This is a genomic window from Paenibacillus sp. FW507-14B1B (assembly GCF_058781425.1).
Window position 1 is genome coordinate 388,665 of the sequence record NZ_JBYSWS010000001.1, and the last position, 17,436, is coordinate 406,100.

The 17,436-nt window shown below is 40.1% G+C and carries 18 protein-coding genes; 6 read left to right on the plus strand and 12 right to left on the minus strand.

All coding sequences use genetic code 11. The features are described 5' to 3' along the window. Positions 1-366 precede the first annotated feature (366 nt). The 8 genes from AC3WJJ_RS01710 to AC3WJJ_RS01745 form a co-directional block, all read right to left on the minus strand. Positions 367-2,340, minus strand: a complete 1,974-nt coding sequence (locus tag AC3WJJ_RS01710; RefSeq protein WP_492537444.1) for a GTP-binding protein — start codon at positions 2,338-2,340, stop codon at positions 367-369. A gap of 95 nt (positions 2,341-2,435) precedes the next feature. Beyond that, a complete protein-coding gene (locus AC3WJJ_RS01715) occupies positions 2,436-2,621 on the minus strand; it encodes a hypothetical protein (protein ID WP_492537446.1) in 186 nt (61 codons plus the stop codon). 95 nt (positions 2,622-2,716) lie between these two features. Beyond that, complete coding sequence (locus AC3WJJ_RS01720; protein ID WP_492537448.1) at positions 2,717-3,259, minus strand: dihydrofolate reductase family protein; 543 nt, start codon at positions 3,257-3,259, stop codon at positions 2,717-2,719. A 98-nt stretch (positions 3,260-3,357) separates the two neighbouring features. After that, on the minus strand, positions 3,358-4,110 hold the full coding sequence (locus AC3WJJ_RS01725; protein WP_492537450.1) for a nucleotidyltransferase: 753 nt from the start codon (positions 4,108-4,110) through the stop codon (positions 3,358-3,360). A gap of 364 nt (positions 4,111-4,474) precedes the next feature. Continuing rightward, complete coding sequence (locus AC3WJJ_RS01730) at positions 4,475-4,897, minus strand: VOC family protein (RefSeq protein WP_492537452.1); 423 nt, start codon at positions 4,895-4,897, stop codon at positions 4,475-4,477. Positions 4,898-4,925: 28 nt separating this feature from the next. After that, a complete protein-coding gene (locus AC3WJJ_RS01735) occupies positions 4,926-5,909 on the minus strand; it encodes a phosphotransferase family protein (RefSeq protein WP_492537454.1) in 984 nt (327 codons plus the stop codon). 298 nt (positions 5,910-6,207) lie between these two features. Next, positions 6,208-7,086 (minus strand): PhzF family phenazine biosynthesis protein, encoded by an 879-nt coding sequence (locus tag AC3WJJ_RS01740; protein WP_492537456.1) that lies wholly within the window; start codon positions 7,084-7,086, stop codon positions 6,208-6,210. A 175-nt stretch (positions 7,087-7,261) separates the two neighbouring features. Beyond that, positions 7,262-7,819: a TetR/AcrR family transcriptional regulator gene (locus AC3WJJ_RS01745; protein ID WP_492539542.1), complete on the minus strand. Its 558-nt coding sequence runs from the start codon at positions 7,817-7,819 to the stop codon at positions 7,262-7,264. A 214-nt stretch (positions 7,820-8,033) separates the two neighbouring features. Between AC3WJJ_RS01745 and qac the strand changes: the two genes are divergently transcribed. The 6 genes from qac to AC3WJJ_RS01775 all read left to right on the plus strand — a co-directional run bounded on the left by qac (position 8,034) and on the right by AC3WJJ_RS01775 (position 12,249). Continuing rightward, on the plus strand, positions 8,034-9,584 hold the full coding sequence (gene qac / locus AC3WJJ_RS01750; protein ID WP_492537458.1) for a QacA/B family quaternary ammonium compound efflux MFS transporter: 1,551 nt from the start codon (positions 8,034-8,036) through the stop codon (positions 9,582-9,584). A gap of 351 nt (positions 9,585-9,935) precedes the next feature. Beyond that, positions 9,936-10,178: a spore gernimation protein GerQ gene (locus AC3WJJ_RS01755; RefSeq protein ID WP_492537460.1), complete on the plus strand. Its 243-nt coding sequence runs from the start codon at positions 9,936-9,938 to the stop codon at positions 10,176-10,178. A gap of 11 nt (positions 10,179-10,189) precedes the next feature. After that, positions 10,190-10,576 carry a spore coat protein gene (locus AC3WJJ_RS01760; RefSeq protein ID WP_492537462.1) on the plus strand — a complete coding sequence of 129 codons (387 nt, stop codon included), beginning with the start codon at positions 10,190-10,192 and terminating at the stop codon, positions 10,574-10,576. Continuing rightward, entirely contained in the window at positions 10,573-11,709 is a 1,137-nt protein-coding gene (locus AC3WJJ_RS01765; protein ID WP_492537464.1) for a zinc-dependent alcohol dehydrogenase, read from the plus strand. Before AC3WJJ_RS01760 ends, AC3WJJ_RS01765 begins: the two co-directional genes overlap by 4 nt. Positions 11,710-11,741: 32 nt before the next feature. Further along, entirely contained in the window at positions 11,742-11,942 is a 201-nt protein-coding gene (locus tag AC3WJJ_RS01770) for a hypothetical protein (protein WP_492537466.1), read from the plus strand. A 10-nt stretch (positions 11,943-11,952) separates the two neighbouring features. Next, positions 11,953-12,249 carry a spore coat protein gene (locus AC3WJJ_RS01775; protein ID WP_492537467.1) on the plus strand — a complete coding sequence of 99 codons (297 nt, stop codon included), beginning with the start codon at positions 11,953-11,955 and terminating at the stop codon, positions 12,247-12,249. Between the two features lie 218 nt (positions 12,250-12,467). Here the strand turns inward: AC3WJJ_RS01775 and AC3WJJ_RS01780 are convergent, their stop codons facing one another. The 4 genes from AC3WJJ_RS01780 to AC3WJJ_RS01795 all read right to left on the minus strand — a co-directional run bounded on the left by AC3WJJ_RS01780 (position 12,468) and on the right by AC3WJJ_RS01795 (position 17,381). Then, positions 12,468-13,565 (minus strand): L-dopachrome tautomerase-related protein, encoded by a 1,098-nt coding sequence (locus tag AC3WJJ_RS01780; protein ID WP_492537469.1) that lies wholly within the window; start codon positions 13,563-13,565, stop codon positions 12,468-12,470. Between the two features lie 128 nt (positions 13,566-13,693). Then, positions 13,694-14,473 carry an alpha/beta fold hydrolase gene (locus AC3WJJ_RS01785; protein ID WP_492537471.1) on the minus strand — a complete coding sequence of 260 codons (780 nt, stop codon included), beginning with the start codon at positions 14,471-14,473 and terminating at the stop codon, positions 13,694-13,696. 839 nt (positions 14,474-15,312) lie between these two features. Next, positions 15,313-16,227, minus strand: a complete 915-nt coding sequence (locus AC3WJJ_RS01790) for a phosphotransferase (RefSeq protein ID WP_492537473.1) — start codon at positions 16,225-16,227, stop codon at positions 15,313-15,315. A gap of 137 nt (positions 16,228-16,364) precedes the next feature. Beyond that, positions 16,365-17,381, minus strand: a complete 1,017-nt coding sequence (locus tag AC3WJJ_RS01795) for a S66 family peptidase (protein WP_492537474.1) — start codon at positions 17,379-17,381, stop codon at positions 16,365-16,367. Between the last annotated feature and the right edge of the window lie 55 nt (positions 17,382-17,436).

Sequence of the window (17,436 nt, forward strand, 5' to 3'; positions counted from 1 at the left end):
TATGCAGCCCCCCCACTTTTTGGAATATTCCCGGGTTAGAATATCATACACCTTAAAGTTGCTTTAAGGTCAAGAGCTATTTTTCCAGATACTTGTTGAAGTGCTTCTTTTAATGTGGTCACAATACTGTGTTATCAGGAGCGAATGCCTTCTTCGCAATCACTCAAAAACTCTTTGAAATACTCCATCTTAGCATTCATTTTTTAGTTCTTTGTTTGTATATTAAAGCATGTATATTAGATTCTTATCTAAGCAGTAATCGGAGTATGTTCTTATCCTTGGCTCGGGACAAGTACTTGTTCCGATAAAATAAAAAACAGCGTACAAAACCTGTACGCTGCTTATTTATTTACTGGTTTCACCAAATTACATCGAATTCAAGGCATGTAAGAGATATTCCTTACGGTTTAAAGGATTATGGTCGTATCGTGTACATAAGGGCACTTTACCTTTAAAAATCTGATAGCCATGAAATTCTGATAAAAATACCCCTTCACCTTGGGTCCAGCCCGGAAGTTTGATCTCGAATGAATGAATATTCTTAATTGGGATCGTGCCATGAATCATGAATACCTGATCATTCTGGATCGGATCTGAATAGGTTGCAGACGCTTGAGTAAGTTTATATAAAACTCTGCTAAGCGAATCCACAGGGATCTCTAATTCGAACCGATGAATAGGTTCATACACTTGGGTTGTTGCTTCAGCTAGTGCTCTCATTAATACAAGAGGTGTTAACTTCCGAAAATCACTTGCCGTACTCACTGGACTTGCATAGGCGGTATCGGTAAGTGTCACGATTAGATCACAAACTTCCCAGCCCAATAGTCCTTGCTTAAGCGTCTCATAGACGGTTTCTTCAATTGCCTTATGAAACGATAAAGGGAGGGAGCCTAATTCTACTTCTAGATGATATTCAATGCCGGTTAGGCGAGGGTTCGGTTCAATTCGAAAGCCTACGGTAGCGTAGAATGGGTTTCCCTTCTCTCCCATTCTTTCAACGGATGTCCCTGTATAGATTGGCTTTTCAATATAAATAGGCTGTGTCCCAAGAAATTCAATATCGATTTGAGCGTCTTTTTTCAGTTGATCCCGAATCACTTCTTTTTGAATTTCACCATAAAGATGAATGGATAACTCTCCTTGAAGAGGATGCTGTTTGATCTGAATGAATGGATCTTGTTCAGCTAATCTTTTCAGACCTCTGTATAAATGAATCGTATCATTTTCGTTACACGCTTTGATTGTTGTTACTAGACTAGGCGGAGAGAATAGAGATTCAGTTGTATCATTGGAAGGAATTCCGATGGCATCACCAACCTGGCACTCTGTTAACCCAATAATCTTAATGATATCGCCACTTACTGCACTTGTTCCATTTGTTGTTTTTCCGGAGAAGAAATGCCGCAAGCCCGTCACCTTGTTGATAAATTTTATTAGTTCCCCTGCTTGATTAGTTCGATAATAGGAAAGACTCTCCCGTATTTTGATTTCACCGGTGAAAACTCGTACATAAGCGATCTTTTCATCGTTCTTTCCACGTTCAATTTTAAAAATTTTCCCTTTTAGAGGTAAATTATCTTCAAAAGGAACAGAAGAAAACCAGTTCTGTATGGCTGTAATCAAATCGGTGATTCCTTCACCCATTATGGCCGATCCAAATAGCACCGGATAGAGCTGTGCTCGCTTAAACTGTTTTAAGAATTCCGTTTCAAAGTCAGCGTGGACTAAGCCCATTTCATTGTACAGATATTCTTCAAGAAAGTATTCATTATTATCTGCTAAACGATTTACTAACGCCTCTACAAACTTCTGGTTAGTTTCCGTGAACAATTCCAAACGGGCTGTTGCTGTACCGATATTAGCAACAAAGCCCATTGCCAGAGATTGAGGTGTCAATTTATCATGTATCTCAGTTAGCAATGATTCGTACCTAGCACCCACACGATCAATTTTATTGACAAAAATGATTGTGGGTATTTTCATTTTAACAAGTGTCTTCATCAAAACTCGTGTCTGAGGTTGAACACCTTCGACAGATGAAACGACAAGTATAATTCCATCTAGTACTTGTAATGCTCGTTCAACTTCAGAGATGAATTCGGGGTGACCTGGTGTATCAATCAAATTCACTTTCACATTATTAAGCAAAAAGGAAATAACAGCAGATTGAATGGTAATTCCTCGTTGTCGTTCCATTTCCATAGAATCTGTTTGCGTATTACCTTTATCGACACTGCCGATTTCAGATATGATGCCAGCTTCAAATAGTATTCTTTCAGTCAAACTAGTCTTCCCTGCGTCTACATGTGCAAGAATCCCTATATTTATTTTTTTCAATCGTTATCGTCCTTTTCATTGTCATATTAATCTCCTTTTTAATGGTCTTAGTATTTTTCCGCATACTATTCACGCTCCTCATATATAATCTCTTATTATACTTGTTTTATGAAAATATTGACAATCCACCCCAAAATAGCAAACCACAGTAGAAGATTAGGACGTGGCGCCTCGATCACCGGCAATGTAGGGTGTGAGATGCGGTAACGGCCAAAAGGCCGCCGGATATCATCGCGGAAGCCTTTTTTTCTTCGCTCATCGTATTGATCTCCTGCTCCCACCATAGGCAGCTTGTCACCATAGGCGCTCAGCAGAGGAAGGATCTGTATTTCGCCGATTCACTTAAGGTGTCTGTTTAAAACCTAACAATAATACGTTACTTTAAAACTCGGTATCGTAGGTGTGTCTCACTCGCAAAGGCCGATGTTTCTACCCGCTCCAACTTCATGCACTCTCCTAACCCGCCAAATAATGAAATGCCGTCACCCAGTAGCAAGGGGACTACATCTAGTACGATCTCATCTACTAGACCAAGTTTTAGGCATTGCCTGGAGATGCTGCCACCCAAAAGAGCGACACTTTTATCACCAGAGCTTGCTTTGGCAGCCTCAACGGCTTGCTTAATATCATTAACGACGAAACTATAAGTGATACCATCTATTTCAACGGGTTCATGGGCTTCGTGGGTCATGAGGAATATTGGAATTTTCAACATACCACCGTACGGTATCTGCCCTTCTTCAATCGTGTTTGTTTTGTTTGCGCCACCAACTACGGCACCTATTTCCTCCATGACTTTATTGACTACTGCATAATCTTGGTCTGTAGCTTCAAAATCGAACATCCAATCGATACCACCGTCTTTGTCAGCCATGTATCCATCTAATGTTATTGTTGCGTGAATAATAACTTTTGCCATTATCAAATCTCCGTTCTATTCTAGATTCTAAATGTGAGTTAATACTGTGCATCTCCAGAAAGTAGAAACTCATAAATTGCTAGTTATCCGAACGAAGTTCAGGAAGCAGCCATTTTATTTAAGGCATTCTCAAAATAGCTATATACTTCATCTGCAATTCCTAGAAACTCTTCTACAGGTACATCACTTTCCAAGTAACAAGCATACAGATAATCAACTAATGCGGAGTCAATCTCACAATAGTTTAATATGGCATTCTTCATCTTAATAATGTCATCTTCCCATACACCTGTATCTTTTAACACCAAAGAGTATAATGCACGAATTAATCTCTTAGAGTAACCTTTAATATATCTAGATTTCATTGTGTTATCACCAGCATTTGAAAGTGACCTATGTATACGATCTACTTCCTCCTTGGTCTCTGTATTTAAGTCTAAAATGAACTCTGGAGAAATCATGATCGGTGGTACTTTTTCACCAATGTCATCACCATATATGCAAACACAAATGATCTTAACCCAAAACCCCCACTCATTGGGTTTACTTAATACATCGTCAATCGGGCAAATTGTCGTATCAATCTTAGTTAACAATGGATATTCTTCTAAAAGTCTGTTTGTAATTTTTGACAATCTCTCGTAATCAATATCTTTGGGATTTACACATACAATAGTAAAGTCTGCATCTGACTTAAAAGCTTTAGCAGTTCCTTTTGGAATTGAGCCACACATATAAATGCTATGAATCTTATCTTTAAATTCGGCAAGTATACTATCTAAGTACTTATCAACAAAATCCTTATATTCACTTTGTATTTCAATTCTTTTAATAACTTTTTCTAATATCATATAGACTCCTCCTAAACTAAGATCTTCATTCGGCTAACGTCTTATCTACAAACTACGTAAATAATTCATAGGTAGAGTATTCGCGAAAATAATAAGCTTCCCTGCCAGTTAGCTGAATAGACTAGATCAATAAATATTTTTTACTTCTTCTCTAATTGGTAAGCAGACTAGTTCTTGTCATATTAAGCAAACAGGAGAATTCCGTATCTTCTAATCTGGACACGAACTTGTGCTGTTAAAACAAAAAAAGCCGCTAATAGCGACTTTCAAAGGGGCCTTGTTCTTGTCCCCCAGCATATCTCATTCAGAAGATTTCGATTACTACTTATACACTAACTTGTTAAGTAAATTTATAAGGTATACCCTATTTTACCCGTTGATGCATAGGGTGCCCTTCTTTAAATTGAACTAAATCCCATAAGTTTCCGTATAAATCCTTGAATACAGCAACAATACCATATGTCTGTTCTTGTGGTTCTCTAACGAATTCAATTCCATTCCTTAACATGTCATTATAGTCTCTCCAAAAGTCATCTGTACCTAGGAAAAGAAAAACTCTTCCTCCCGCTTGATTCCCAACAAAAGATATTTGTTCTGGTTTCGATGCTCTTGCAAGTAATATTGTAGTTCCAGTCGAACCGGGTGGAGATACTACTACCCAGCGCTTATCCTGCTCTGGTTGATAGGTATCTTCAATTAACGAAAAATGAAGTTTTTTTGTGTAAAACTCAATAGCTTCATCATAATCTTGAACAACCAAAGCAATATGTACAACCGATTGTATCATTTTGTATAAACCCTTCTTTCTCTACTGTTCAAATGCATATCTGCTCTTCTATAAAATTCAATAACTCCATGGTTCTTCGTTTACTATTTTCATACTCATTTTGATTTTGATACTGAACTTTCCAAACATAGGTATCAATACACCTGTAAATTAACTTATATGAATTCATTTTCACTTGGTTTTCGGGATCATTATTATATGCCCCATACCCTTTTAAGAATGAATCATTAATCATCCATGGACTTGCAAATTCGAAGTCAACATCACCAAAGACGGCCCTGTCTACATCGATAATAGCGGCAAGTTCGTTCAAATTTCCATTATTTCCAGAAGTAACAAGGATATTCCCTGCCCATAAATCAGCATGTACAAGTTTGGGGGTAATGACACTCCTATAAATATCCTTAAGGTTCTCAACTACATGAATGATTCGGTTCATTATGTTTTGCTCCAATACACCAAACCGTCGGCACTTCACACAGATCTCGTTTATATGTGATATTAAGAACTGCTCCCAAGTATCATGCCCCTCGTTCCTGAGAATGTCCGATACCCTTCCGAATTTAGGACCATTAATTTTATGAATTTCTGCTGTCCATTTACCTGCTTGTTCAAATAATTGATCTTTTGCCTCACTTGGTATAGATTCATCTGAAAGAGGTTTGCTATTCATGTATTCAGTGATCATGTAATCCCTGTCGATCCATGACTTAGAAAAATCACTTGCTACTAGTACAGGACAAGGTATCCCCCTTTTAGTAAGCAACTCGTAAATATGGCATTCTGCTTCCATTAAATTTTGTTCAAAGTCTAACAGGTACTCCCGATTTACAGGACCTACCCTCAACACCAATTCACGCAGCGTAGGGAGCAGTTTCAGCTTATAAGTTGTGTTAAAAAGGCCGCCTTTTAAAAGATTTATCTCAATATCCTTTGAATTTCCAAAATGTAAGGTTACAAGTTCATGTATCTCTTTTACCGAAAGTTCCTTAAATATTCTTGACTGATGCAAGTAAATCACGTCCTTAACAAAATTTCCTCTACAAATCATTATACCTCTAAATTTATTAGTAGGATGCTATTAATAGTTGAAGACCTTATACCTTTCAAAACAAATAAGCTGCAATGAATGCGACTTTAGAGTGGTGCTCCAGCTAATGTTTTTTGATCCAATCGTTTTTCGACATGCTGCAATTTCGTGCTACGACATCTCACGCAACCATCCCTCTTCTGTCTAGCCTCGCCAGTAGCCGAGAAAAAGCCCGTTTGACCCCGGATCGGTGGGCTGCAAACAGGCTTTTGGATTCCCCTTATATCGTAATATGTCTTCGTTCAATGCCAACCACTGCACCGCCAACCCGAACCTGGTTGATTTCACCGCTCTCACTCAGACGCAATCCTACCTTGATTTCGGAAGGACAATCCATCGAATACCCTTGTCTGAACATGACGTGCTCCACTTCCCTTAAAGATAGTTGGCCATGTTGGTACAAATAGCTGAGCAGAGCACCGTTGGATGTTCCTGTAGCGCTCTCCTCGGGAATATCGTACAGCGGGGCAAAATTCCGGCATTCCGCAATAGCATCGTCTGGAGTATCCAGCGTGAACAGATGATATCCAACCACATCATGTTTTTCGCTTATGGCGGTTATAGCTTCGAAATTTGGCTGAATCTCATTCATGAGCTTTCTGCTACGAATCGGGATCAAAATGTCCCGCAGTCCCGTCGAAACAATCTGGATGGGTAACCCAGTTTCCAGATCCTCGGCATCCATCCCCAAAGATGGGGCGATTTCCTCACTGGATATCCTATCAAGAAATTGTGGTAAAGCTTGTGACAAGTAAACAAGACCCTCAGAGCTAATATCGACATCTAAAATCCCTGCCTTGGTTTCTATCCTATAGGAGGTCCCTTCCTTGGCCAGTCCAAGCGAATGCATTAGTCCAAATGTAGCAATGGTGGCGTGTCCGCACAGATCAACTTCGCTGGCGGGAGTGAAATAGCGTATTTTGTAATCTGCAAGCAAGGATTTTTCCATAAAAGCCGTTTCCGAAAAGCCCAACTCCTTCGCTATGAGCTGCATCTCGGCAGCACTCAACGAAAGGCCATTCTCCAAAACAACGCCTGCTGGATTACCGCCACGGTCCCCTTTCGCAAACGCATTTAATGTATATACTTCCACATTCATGTTCCTCTCGTCCTCTCCTTATCTAAAAAAAACCATGTGCGCACTACCAAGTTCTTGTCATTGGGTTTTGAAAAGAACTTGATAACATAAATAATAAAAAGCCGCTTAATTTGCGGCTACTGGTGATTATGTTTATGAAAACCGACAATACTCATTCATACTCCATAGTTTCATTTCATTCAACGCCTTTTAAAAATATTTGAGAAAAGCGCTTCATAAGCTCCATTCTCTTGTTCTTATCAATCTTTGGATTATATGTAACAATTCCACTGACTGTAGCAGCTGCGATCTGACCAGCAGATTCAATATCTTCAATATGCCATTCATTTTCTCTATTTCCCGCATTAAAAATATCATAGTATATCTCCACATATCGCTGTTCAAATTCTTTTACCTTTTCTTCAATATGTTTTGATTCATGTTCTCGAGAATAAAATTCAAGAATTGCGGTTTGCAAAGGATAAAAGGCATCCATTTCAATGGATAATTCGTTAAATAGATCAAACTTTTCTCTATTACTCTGACATTTTTTCTCTTCCTCTTGCCATCTTGCAAACCATTTTTCATCTTCAATATTTATAATTTCCAAAAAGAGATTTTCTTTTGTTTTAAAATGATAATATAAATTTCCTTTACTGCTGCCAGAATATTTCACAATATCCCCAGTTGTAGTAGCATTATAACCATTTTTTATAAATAGCTCTTTTGCTACCTTTAGTATCTTTTCTTTCAAATTTTCCACTCCTACTGTGAAGAAATTATCATTGTTATTCATTATAGCATAAACAAAAAACAGTTCGTTTTTAGTCTTATCATACTGTTTATCCATTTCAATTCAAAATAATCCACGCAATTTCCACTTGAATAAACACCTTTTATTAGATATACTCCTTTTACAGACCGTACGGTCGGTCTATAAAATATATAATTAAAGGGAGAGAAATTAGATGGTTTCATTTTTTTCAAAAACGTCAGATATGATGACATCTAAGCAGAGATGGACTGCTTTAATTGTTCTGGCAGCTAGCTTATTCGTTGTTATGATGGATATGACTATTCTTATTATGGCTTTACCTGACCTTGTGAGAGACTTAAATCCCACTTCTACGGAGCAGTTATGGATTGTTGATATCTATTCACTCATTTTAGCTGGTTTTATTATTCCGATGACTGCTCTAGCCGATAAATGGGGACGTAAAAAGGCTTTGCTATCTGGTTTTGCTCTATTCGGCTTAGTGTCTTTACTGATATTTTTTGCCGAAAGTGCATCATATGTAATCGCGATTCGATTTCTTCTCGGAATTGCTGGTGCTCTAATCATGCCAACGACACTTTCTATGATTCGTGTAATTTTCGAAAATCCTAAAGAAAGAGCAACAGCACTGGCTGTATGGTCGATTGTTTCTTCTGTGGGTGCTGTGTTTGGCCCAATTATCGGAGGAGCTTTACTTGAAGAGTTTTCATGGCATTCAGCTTTTTTAATTAATGTTCCATTCGCTTTATTGGCTATAGTTGCTGGTCTATTCTTATTACCTGAATCACGCGTATCAAAATCACAAGCTCATCGCTGGGATATCCCGTCTACTTTTTTATCTGTCGGAGGTATTATTGCACTTGTATGGAGTATTAAAGAATTTTCAAAAGAAGGGCTTTCTGAATTAACACCATGGATTATTATTGTAGTTGCTATCGTTATGCTCATATTGTTTGTGAGACGTAATTTAATAAGTACTGATCCAATGCTTGATGTAAGGCTATTTAATAGTCGTCCTTTCTCAGCTGGAACGATTGCGGCACTGATGACCATGTTTGCAATGGCTTCTGTCCTCTTTTTAGTCGCCCAATGGTTACAAGTGGTTGAAGGACTTTCACCATTCAAAGCAGGAATCTATCTGTTACCAATGGCAGCAGGAGCCATGGTCTTCGCTCCAATAGCTCCGGGGTTAGCTGCACGTCTAGGTGCAAAAATTGTACTACCCATTGGAATTGCGATTGCAGCCATTGGCATGTTCATTATGTATTTCTTCGGACATCCGTTAACCTATCCAACCTTAGCTGTAGCACTAATACTAGTCGGAGCTGGTACTGCTTCGTTAGCTGTTGCTTCTGCTCTCATCATGTTAGAAACGCCAACAGAAAAAGCAGGAAATGCTGCTGCAATTGAAGAATCAATGTATGATCTTGGCAACGTGTTTGGTGTAGCTGTTCTTGGGAGTCTCGCATCACAGTTTTATCGCTCCTATTTAGATATTGAAGCATTTTCATCCAATGGAATTGTTGGTGAATTAGCTCATATAGCTAACGAATCCGTTGTAGGTGCTGTTGAAGTATCTAAAATGACAGGCTTTACTAATCTTGCTACTGAAGCTATTGCTGCGTTTAACGACTCTTTTGTACTAACAGCCTTATTTGGTGGAATAATAATGATGATCGTAGCAGTTATTCTCTTCATTCTCATTCCCAAATCACTTGATATTATGAAGAAAGATCATCACTAACAAATCTCTTTTACAAAATCAGATAAATCACTCTCAAAAATTTGTCTGTGATATCCAGGCCAAGATGATAATGTGAAAAAATATAAGAGCCTTGCTACCTTTTTAGTGTGTAGCAAGGCTCTTTAAAGTTGATTGAATTTCTATATACTGTATTGCACTTAAATATCATAAATAAGGGGTAAATCTCGCCACAGCTTCTACATGGATATATTCCAATCTAATGTAGTCGATTAACCCTATCTAGTTATGCTTTTTCACGGATCCTACGTCTCCGTCAATCCATTTTAGTATAAGATTCGAAGCATTGTGAAAATCTAAAGTTTATGTGAAAAAGGAGGTGATCATTTCTGAATGAATAGTCAAACGCTAGCTCCGCACGAATCGTTGGAATTGCATGAAGCATTAAACTTTAAAACGCTATGCCTGGCTAAGTCAAAACTTATGCAAGGCTTGGTCTTTGACCAAGAGTTAAAAGCACTAATGCAGAAAGACGTAATTCAATCCATTCAACAGATTACCGAGCTGCAAGCAATTTACGAAAGAGCTCCTTTCCAAGCGCCTGTTCCGAATAATCCGACACCTATAACACATTAAGGGGAGTTCGAATGAATACTGATTACTTAGACCCGATTAATTCATTAAATATGCCGGAAATGGCAGATATGACTTTTGCAATGGACTTCCTTCTTCGTGCCAAGGAGGGTGTGCGTAATTTGTCCATTGCCCTGACAGAAACGGCTTCACCGGATGTAAGAGCACTGCTGCATAATCATCTTAAGCAAGGGATTGCATTGCACCAAGAAATCACAGAGCTCATGATTCGCAAAAAATGGTTCCATCCTTACGAATTAAATGAACAATACCAACTCGACCAGCTTTCAGCGAAAAATACGATGATGATCGGGCAGATGAATTTGTTTCCGAATGATACGTCTCGCAAAGGGATGTTTGATCGGACCCCAGATGAACATATTGGAGGACATAAAGCATGAAGGCGGTAACGTATCAAGGGATTAAAAATGTCGTGGTCAAAGAGGTGCCGGATCCGAAGATTGTGAAGCCGGACGATATTATCGTAAGAGTCACCAGTTCCGCCATTTGCGGTTCCGACCTTCACCTGATTCACGGAATGATCCCTAACCTTCAGGAAAACTATGTCATCGGGCATGAACCCATGGGGATTGTAGAAGAAGTAGGCCCTGAAGTGACCAAGGTAAAGAAAGGCGACCGGGTGATCATCCCTTTCAACATCGCATGCGGAGAATGCTTTTATTGTAAGAATCAGCTGGAAAGCCAATGCGACAATTCAAACGAAAACGGGGATATGGGCGCTTACTTCGGTTACTCCGGAACAACCGGTGGTTACCCTGGTGGGCAAGCTGAGTATTTACGAGTTCCGTTTGCTGATTTCACGCACTTCAAGATTCCTGAAAACTGCGAGCAACCTGACGAAAAGCTAACATTGATCGCCGATGCCATGACGACGGCCTTCTGGAGCGTAGATAATGCCGGTGTCAAGAAAGGAGATACGGTCATCGTGCTCGGCTGCGGTCCTGTCGGACTTCTGGCTCAGAAATTCTGCTGGCTAAAAGGAGCAAAAAGGGTTATCGCCGTTGACTATGTCGATTACCGCTTACAGCATGCGAAGCGAACGAACCATGTAGAAATCGTAAACTTCGAGCAAGATAAGAACATAGGCAACAATCTCAAGGAAATGACCAAAGGTGGCGCCGATGTCGTGATTGATGCTGTTGGAATGGACGGAAAGATGAGCGATCTCGATTTTCTAGCCAGCGGTTTGAAACTGCAAGGTGGCACGATGAGTGCATTTATCATTGCGTCTCAGGCTGTCCGCAAAGGCGGAACGATCCAAATCACTGGAGTTTACGGCGGACGCTATAACGGATTCCCGCTCGGCGACATCATGCAGCGAAACGTGAATATTCGTTCCGGACAAGCTCCGGTCATTCACTACATGCCATATATGTACGATCTGGTCACTTCTGGAAAAGTGGATCCTGGAGACATTATTACGCACGTCATTCCGCTCAGTGAGGCTAAACGTGGCTATGAAGTGTTCGATACGAAAATGGACGATTGCATTAAAGTCATCTTAAAGCCTTAAATAATAGATAGATACACGGGAGGACAATCAGAATGAATTCCAAACACGCTATGCATGAGATGCTGGAGGTTCATGAAATGACTGCATTCAAGACGCTTTGTATGACCAAATCCAAGACCATGCAAATTCTGGTGACGGATCCTGAACTCAAGCAAATTTTGCAACAAGATGTGACATTATCACAACAGCAGCTTCAGGAACTTAGTGGAGTACTTTCTAAAGTGAACCTATAGGAGATAAAACATGAATCCAATAATAGAACACATAACAGGGCTTCATACGCTGACCGATGAAGTGATCGCAATGGACTTTTTGATGAACGCCAAGAGTGGAGTCAGAAACTACGCTATGGCAGTGACCGAATGTTCCACCCCTGAAATCAAGCAAATTTTGATGAAACAGCTCGACGAAGCTATAGACTCCCATGAAAAGATTACAAACTATATGATGCAAAGGGGCCTATACCATCCCTACCATATTCCTGAACAAATTCAACTTGATCTGAAAAATATTCAGACTGCTATGAACATTATGTCCTGACACCGTATTTTGTCTTGGCAAAATGTATAAAGCTACAAACACGTTATTAATTTAATCCGGAGACTTCTGAGAACTAAATGTTTCCCGTATTGTCAAACAGGTTCACCTCAAAGATGGCCACCCTTTAAGGCAGAGCATTTTTTGAGACTGCCCTTTCCGCGAAACTCGGAGGGGCTTTTACTTCTAGGAAAAATTCCTGCTAACTTCATTTAAGATCATTATGAAAAGGTAGGAGCAGGGAATTCATCAATTCTCTTACGAAGTAAACTATATGGCTTTTCCCGCAGGTCTCTTCCATAATGAAATCTTGCCTGTCGATGTAATTGATTCACAATGACATATAAGTATTGATCATGGCCAATCGAAAAAGTATCCGGCCATAAAATTCTCGGGTCATGTACGATGGTTTCCATTGCGCCATTCGGCAATATCTTCCGGATACTGTTGTTTTCATAGTCTCCCGCATATATGGTTCCCTTTGAGCCGGTGATCATTCCATCAGACGCACCTTTTTCTCCCCAATATTGCACATATCGGGATAAATTCATCTCCTCTATTCTTCTGTCTCTTAGAGCTTCTGTTGAAATTGAGAATAGTTGACGGCTGGTTAGCGGAGCATAATATAAAACCTTACCATCAGGAGAAATCGCTAAACTATCGGAAGCCAATCTAAATGGGTAAGTCGAACCGTCCGGGTTTCGATTCATCAATATTTGACCTTCAACTTTTGGTAAGAAATAGGGATCAGGTGAAGTTGATTCATCCCCGCTTAATCGTCTAAACGCGTTTCCATTTTTTAAATCTACGACAATAATAGCCCCTGGCCCTCTGGAAGAAGAATCCGTTATATATGCATACCCTGCGCTTCCAACCCGAAAATCTAAACGAACATCATTCAGATAAGTTGTTGGCAAGACAACATCTTTTGTAAAGGTATATACTCTCCTTATTGTATTGGTCCTTAAATCAACAGCAACTAATTTCGCTCCCCCTTGAATAGGTTCAGAAAAATTGGGTGCACCTGTATCTAGTACCCAAAGTGTTCCTCTTCCATCCGCAACGATACTTTGGACACTGACGAAAGACATTGTGATATTAATGGGATTAACTATATTGATTTCTAAACTAGGATATGGCTGTAATTCACCCTCAACAATTTCCGCCACAGTAAATTGAACGTCGTCTCCCCAACTTGGAAAGCAAACAAAAATACGACCGGTTTCGGAAACGCTGACACCTGTAGGCATAGCCCCATAAAAAGCATGCACCAGTTCAAACTGCCCAAAATATTTTTCCATAGGTAACATAGGTTGCATGATATCCTCCTCATCAAATCCGAACGGATCAACTATATATGATGAAATTATTATGTAGTGCCGAGTGAATGGTGGAGTCTACTTGACGCTTATGAATTAATTGATGGCGGTGTTGCTAATCCGAGTCGTTATACAAAAGAAGATAATAATTGGTTAAATCTATCGCGCTCCTCTAAAAAAGCGCAATGGCCGCTGTATTGAAACGGAACTAGCATCGAATTTTTGATCAGCTTATTTGTTTCCTCAGCTTGGGTAAACGGAACGACTTTATCATGAATTCCGTGAATAATTAATGTGGGTACGTCGATCTGACCGAGATCGTTGTAAACATTTTCGTCTCTAAGCGTAACCATAATGGCGGAAGTCGCCCAATTCGCCGCTTGTAATCCCATTAAAACGAACCAATCGGTTTTCGGTTTGGAAATATACTGAAAGAAAAAAATTCCCGTTTGATCTAACAGCATTTGCGGTCGGTCATGATTTGTATCTTCAATGATTTTATTTGTAAATTCTTTTGGTACGCTTGATGGAGCGGCAGCGTCGATCAGAACAAGTTTAGATACCCCATACCCTTTGTGACGAGCTATATAACGAATCGAGATTGCGCCTCCGGTCGAGTGCCCTGCCAGTGTTACGTTTCTTAACTGTAATGCCTCAATGACCATGCGAACATCATCTGCTAATCTATCGAAACTGTACCCGCTAAAAGGTTTATCCGAATTTCCATACCCCCTCCAGTCGATTCCGATACAACGATATCCAAGCGTTGGAAGGAAATTAAACTGATATTCGAACTGATTATGGTTTAGTGGCCATCCATGTATAAAAAGTATCGTTTTATTTCCCTTCGGATTGATGTCCTCTATAAATACGTTGACGCCTGGTTCTACAGTTACAAAGTATCCCAAGTGTATCACCTCAATTATTAATAAGTAATTTCCCAATAAGATATTCGCCCAAGGCAGTGCGAATGCCTAAGTTCATAAATTCACAAACACAAAATGGACGGAGACTCTTTCGAATCCCCGCCCAAATTATTCCCAATCTATCAAGCTACAGTAACATTATCTTTTATCGTGCATATCTAATATATCAATATTCATATCTTTTATTTTGTAAACACTTCACTCATCTATTTTTATAATTTCAATTTAGTTTCGATCAATGCTAACCAGAACAAGTCAACCTACATTGAGGTTATAAATGAAGCCAAAACAAAAATACTTAGTATGAGTAATCCTACACCAAATGTAAGTAATGAAATTAAATAGGCAAAATCTTTAACTCTATATTTAAAAATCGTATAAATTCCTAGAGTAATACCAAATAAACCAGTTGTAATCCAATAAATATCAGCAATTATCGGATTGAAATTTACCAGTTCATCTTTAATCCAATATGTTATGAAGATGATAAATAAAATTTCAAATTAATCCCTACTTAAGTCAGTATTTATGAAGAGACAAAAGAAAACATGATTTCCGGTCAAATCAATTTTAATTTCTCTGCTACATTGAAATTTCCTTTTTAACTCCCCTGCGAGGTACTTCAATGACAAAAGGCTGCGGATCTGTCCGTCTACCAAGTTTCTGTATTGCACAATCGTGTCCCGTTAGCGCAACGACTTACACTGTTGAATTTCGTGTACCTCAACATAAAGCGGGATCAGAGGGCGGATCGTTCCTTAAGCGCGCCCTTTAAGCAACAAAATGGCGTCGATAGCCTTAGTCGCAACGAAATAAGGTGCCTAATCCGACAGTGCCCGCATAATGTTGGATTTCGCCTCTGCCGCAATCACTTCATTCCCATCATCGACCGCTTGCATCAAGATCAGTATGGGGATGTATACCGCGATCAGCCGCGCCAGCAGCTTCGTTTCCTCGTCCACTCCTCCGTAAGTTTCGAAAAACACGCCGCGAGCGTAAGGTGGTAAAAAGCTGTAAGCAACGCTCAAATCGCAAGCCGGATGGCCTATGCTCAGATCGCCCCAATCAATGATACCGGAAACGATCCCGTTCTCATTCACAAGCATATTTTTGAAATGAAGATCGCCGTGTAGCAGTGCATTCACCGCCTCGACACGGTCCTTTTGCAGCCTGCTAATATACGTTTCGATCGCACCGGATTCCTCCGTTGACAAGTGTTCTACCAGCTTCGATAGGAAGCCCTCCAAATTCACTTTGCGCGATGCTATGTCCGTCAAGTTTCGATGATCTTGCTGAACTCCGCACTTCAGCGCCGCTTGCACCGGAAACTCATGCAATCTCCGCAAAAATTTCGCCAGCATCTCTGCCGATAAAGCTCGGCGTTCTTCCGTCAAACCGATTGGGAAATCTCCTGGCACGTAGGTATAGCCAAGAAATGGTGCCGGATATTCGTCACTTGCTTCACCATAAAACAACGGTTTCGGATAGGGGATGGTTATATATACCTCCAGCTTCGGCAGCAGCTTCCCTTCCATACGAATCGAGCCAACTGCAATCGTTCTTCTTGGAAACCGGAACACGTACTCGTCACCGATGAGAAAAACCGTATTGTCCCAGCCCCAGCCCAATCGTCTCACTTGCTTCGATGACAGCTGAGGGAATTGTCTGCCTATCAGCGTTCGCGCCTGCTCTTCGTTAACCTCCCACTCCGCATCCCATACATTCGTTCCTCCCATGAATTGTCTGCCTCCTCGTTCCTTACTTTATTTATTTTTTACATTCCTTGAAAGTTATACATAACCGTTAGCTTAACGAAAAAAGGATCAACTACCACCCGGTACACTGCTCCAAGACGTTAGATACTTAGCAACTTTTACGGCCTGAAGAACTGAATCACGGTAGCCTTACCGTTATTAACTTCTATTATTGCATCTGCACCATTAACGAACGTCATCTGCGGAGGAACATGTCCACAATCAATATCGTAAACTATTGGAACTTGGATCTCCTCCGCAAGCTCTCGGTACACATCCAAAGCTTCGTAGCCATTGACCGGCTTGTTCGCATCACTCCGACCGAATAGAATGCCACTGCAATGATCAAACCAACCTGCTAATTTCATTTGAATAAGCGAACGTCGAAGGTCGGTTACACTCAGCTCGCAATTTTCAAGAAACCATATAATCGGCTCGTTGTGGATGATATTACGCTGAAATTTCCGTACATTTCCATATGGTGTCCCAATCAGATGCCTAATGACGTCGATACATCCACCTAGCAATCGCCCTTGCATTCGAACATTCGTTTTTAAAGTTGATAGCCACTTTGTTGGTTCCGTTAGATGAAACACATATGGCGAAGGGTGATCGTGATCCCAACTCTTTTGATACAACTTAGACGACTGCTGTTGGACAGATTCACCTGTTCGTGTAGTCAGTACAGCTTCCCACATGGCAGTTGTCTCATCAGAGTACTCACCTCTTATATCAACTAAGTTAACGCCGTGCGCTGTAGCGATTCCGGAATTTAATGTAACAGCCAGCAACAAAACACTTATATCTGAGTAGCCCATAATCCATTTTGGCTGTATTCGGGCATACTCGATTCTATCTATTATTTCTATCAAAAGCTCTCCACCCCATGGAGGGAAGATCAGTCCGACGTTTTCATCCTCCAGTAGGGCGTTTAGCTCTTCCGCTCTTTTAGCAGCAGGTGCAGATTTTGCCTTCTTTTGAGTCCATACCGTCTCGCAGCAATGCACTGTGTATCCTTTGGCTTCTAAGCGTCTGATCGCTTGCTTGACTATATGATGTAAGGAATCATCTACACCTGATGAAGGTGCTGTGACACCAATAGTGGTACATTCTTGCAAATAAGGATAACGGATCATTTGCATACCCTCCACATATGTGATTGAATAGCTAATTGTATTATGATAAATCTAT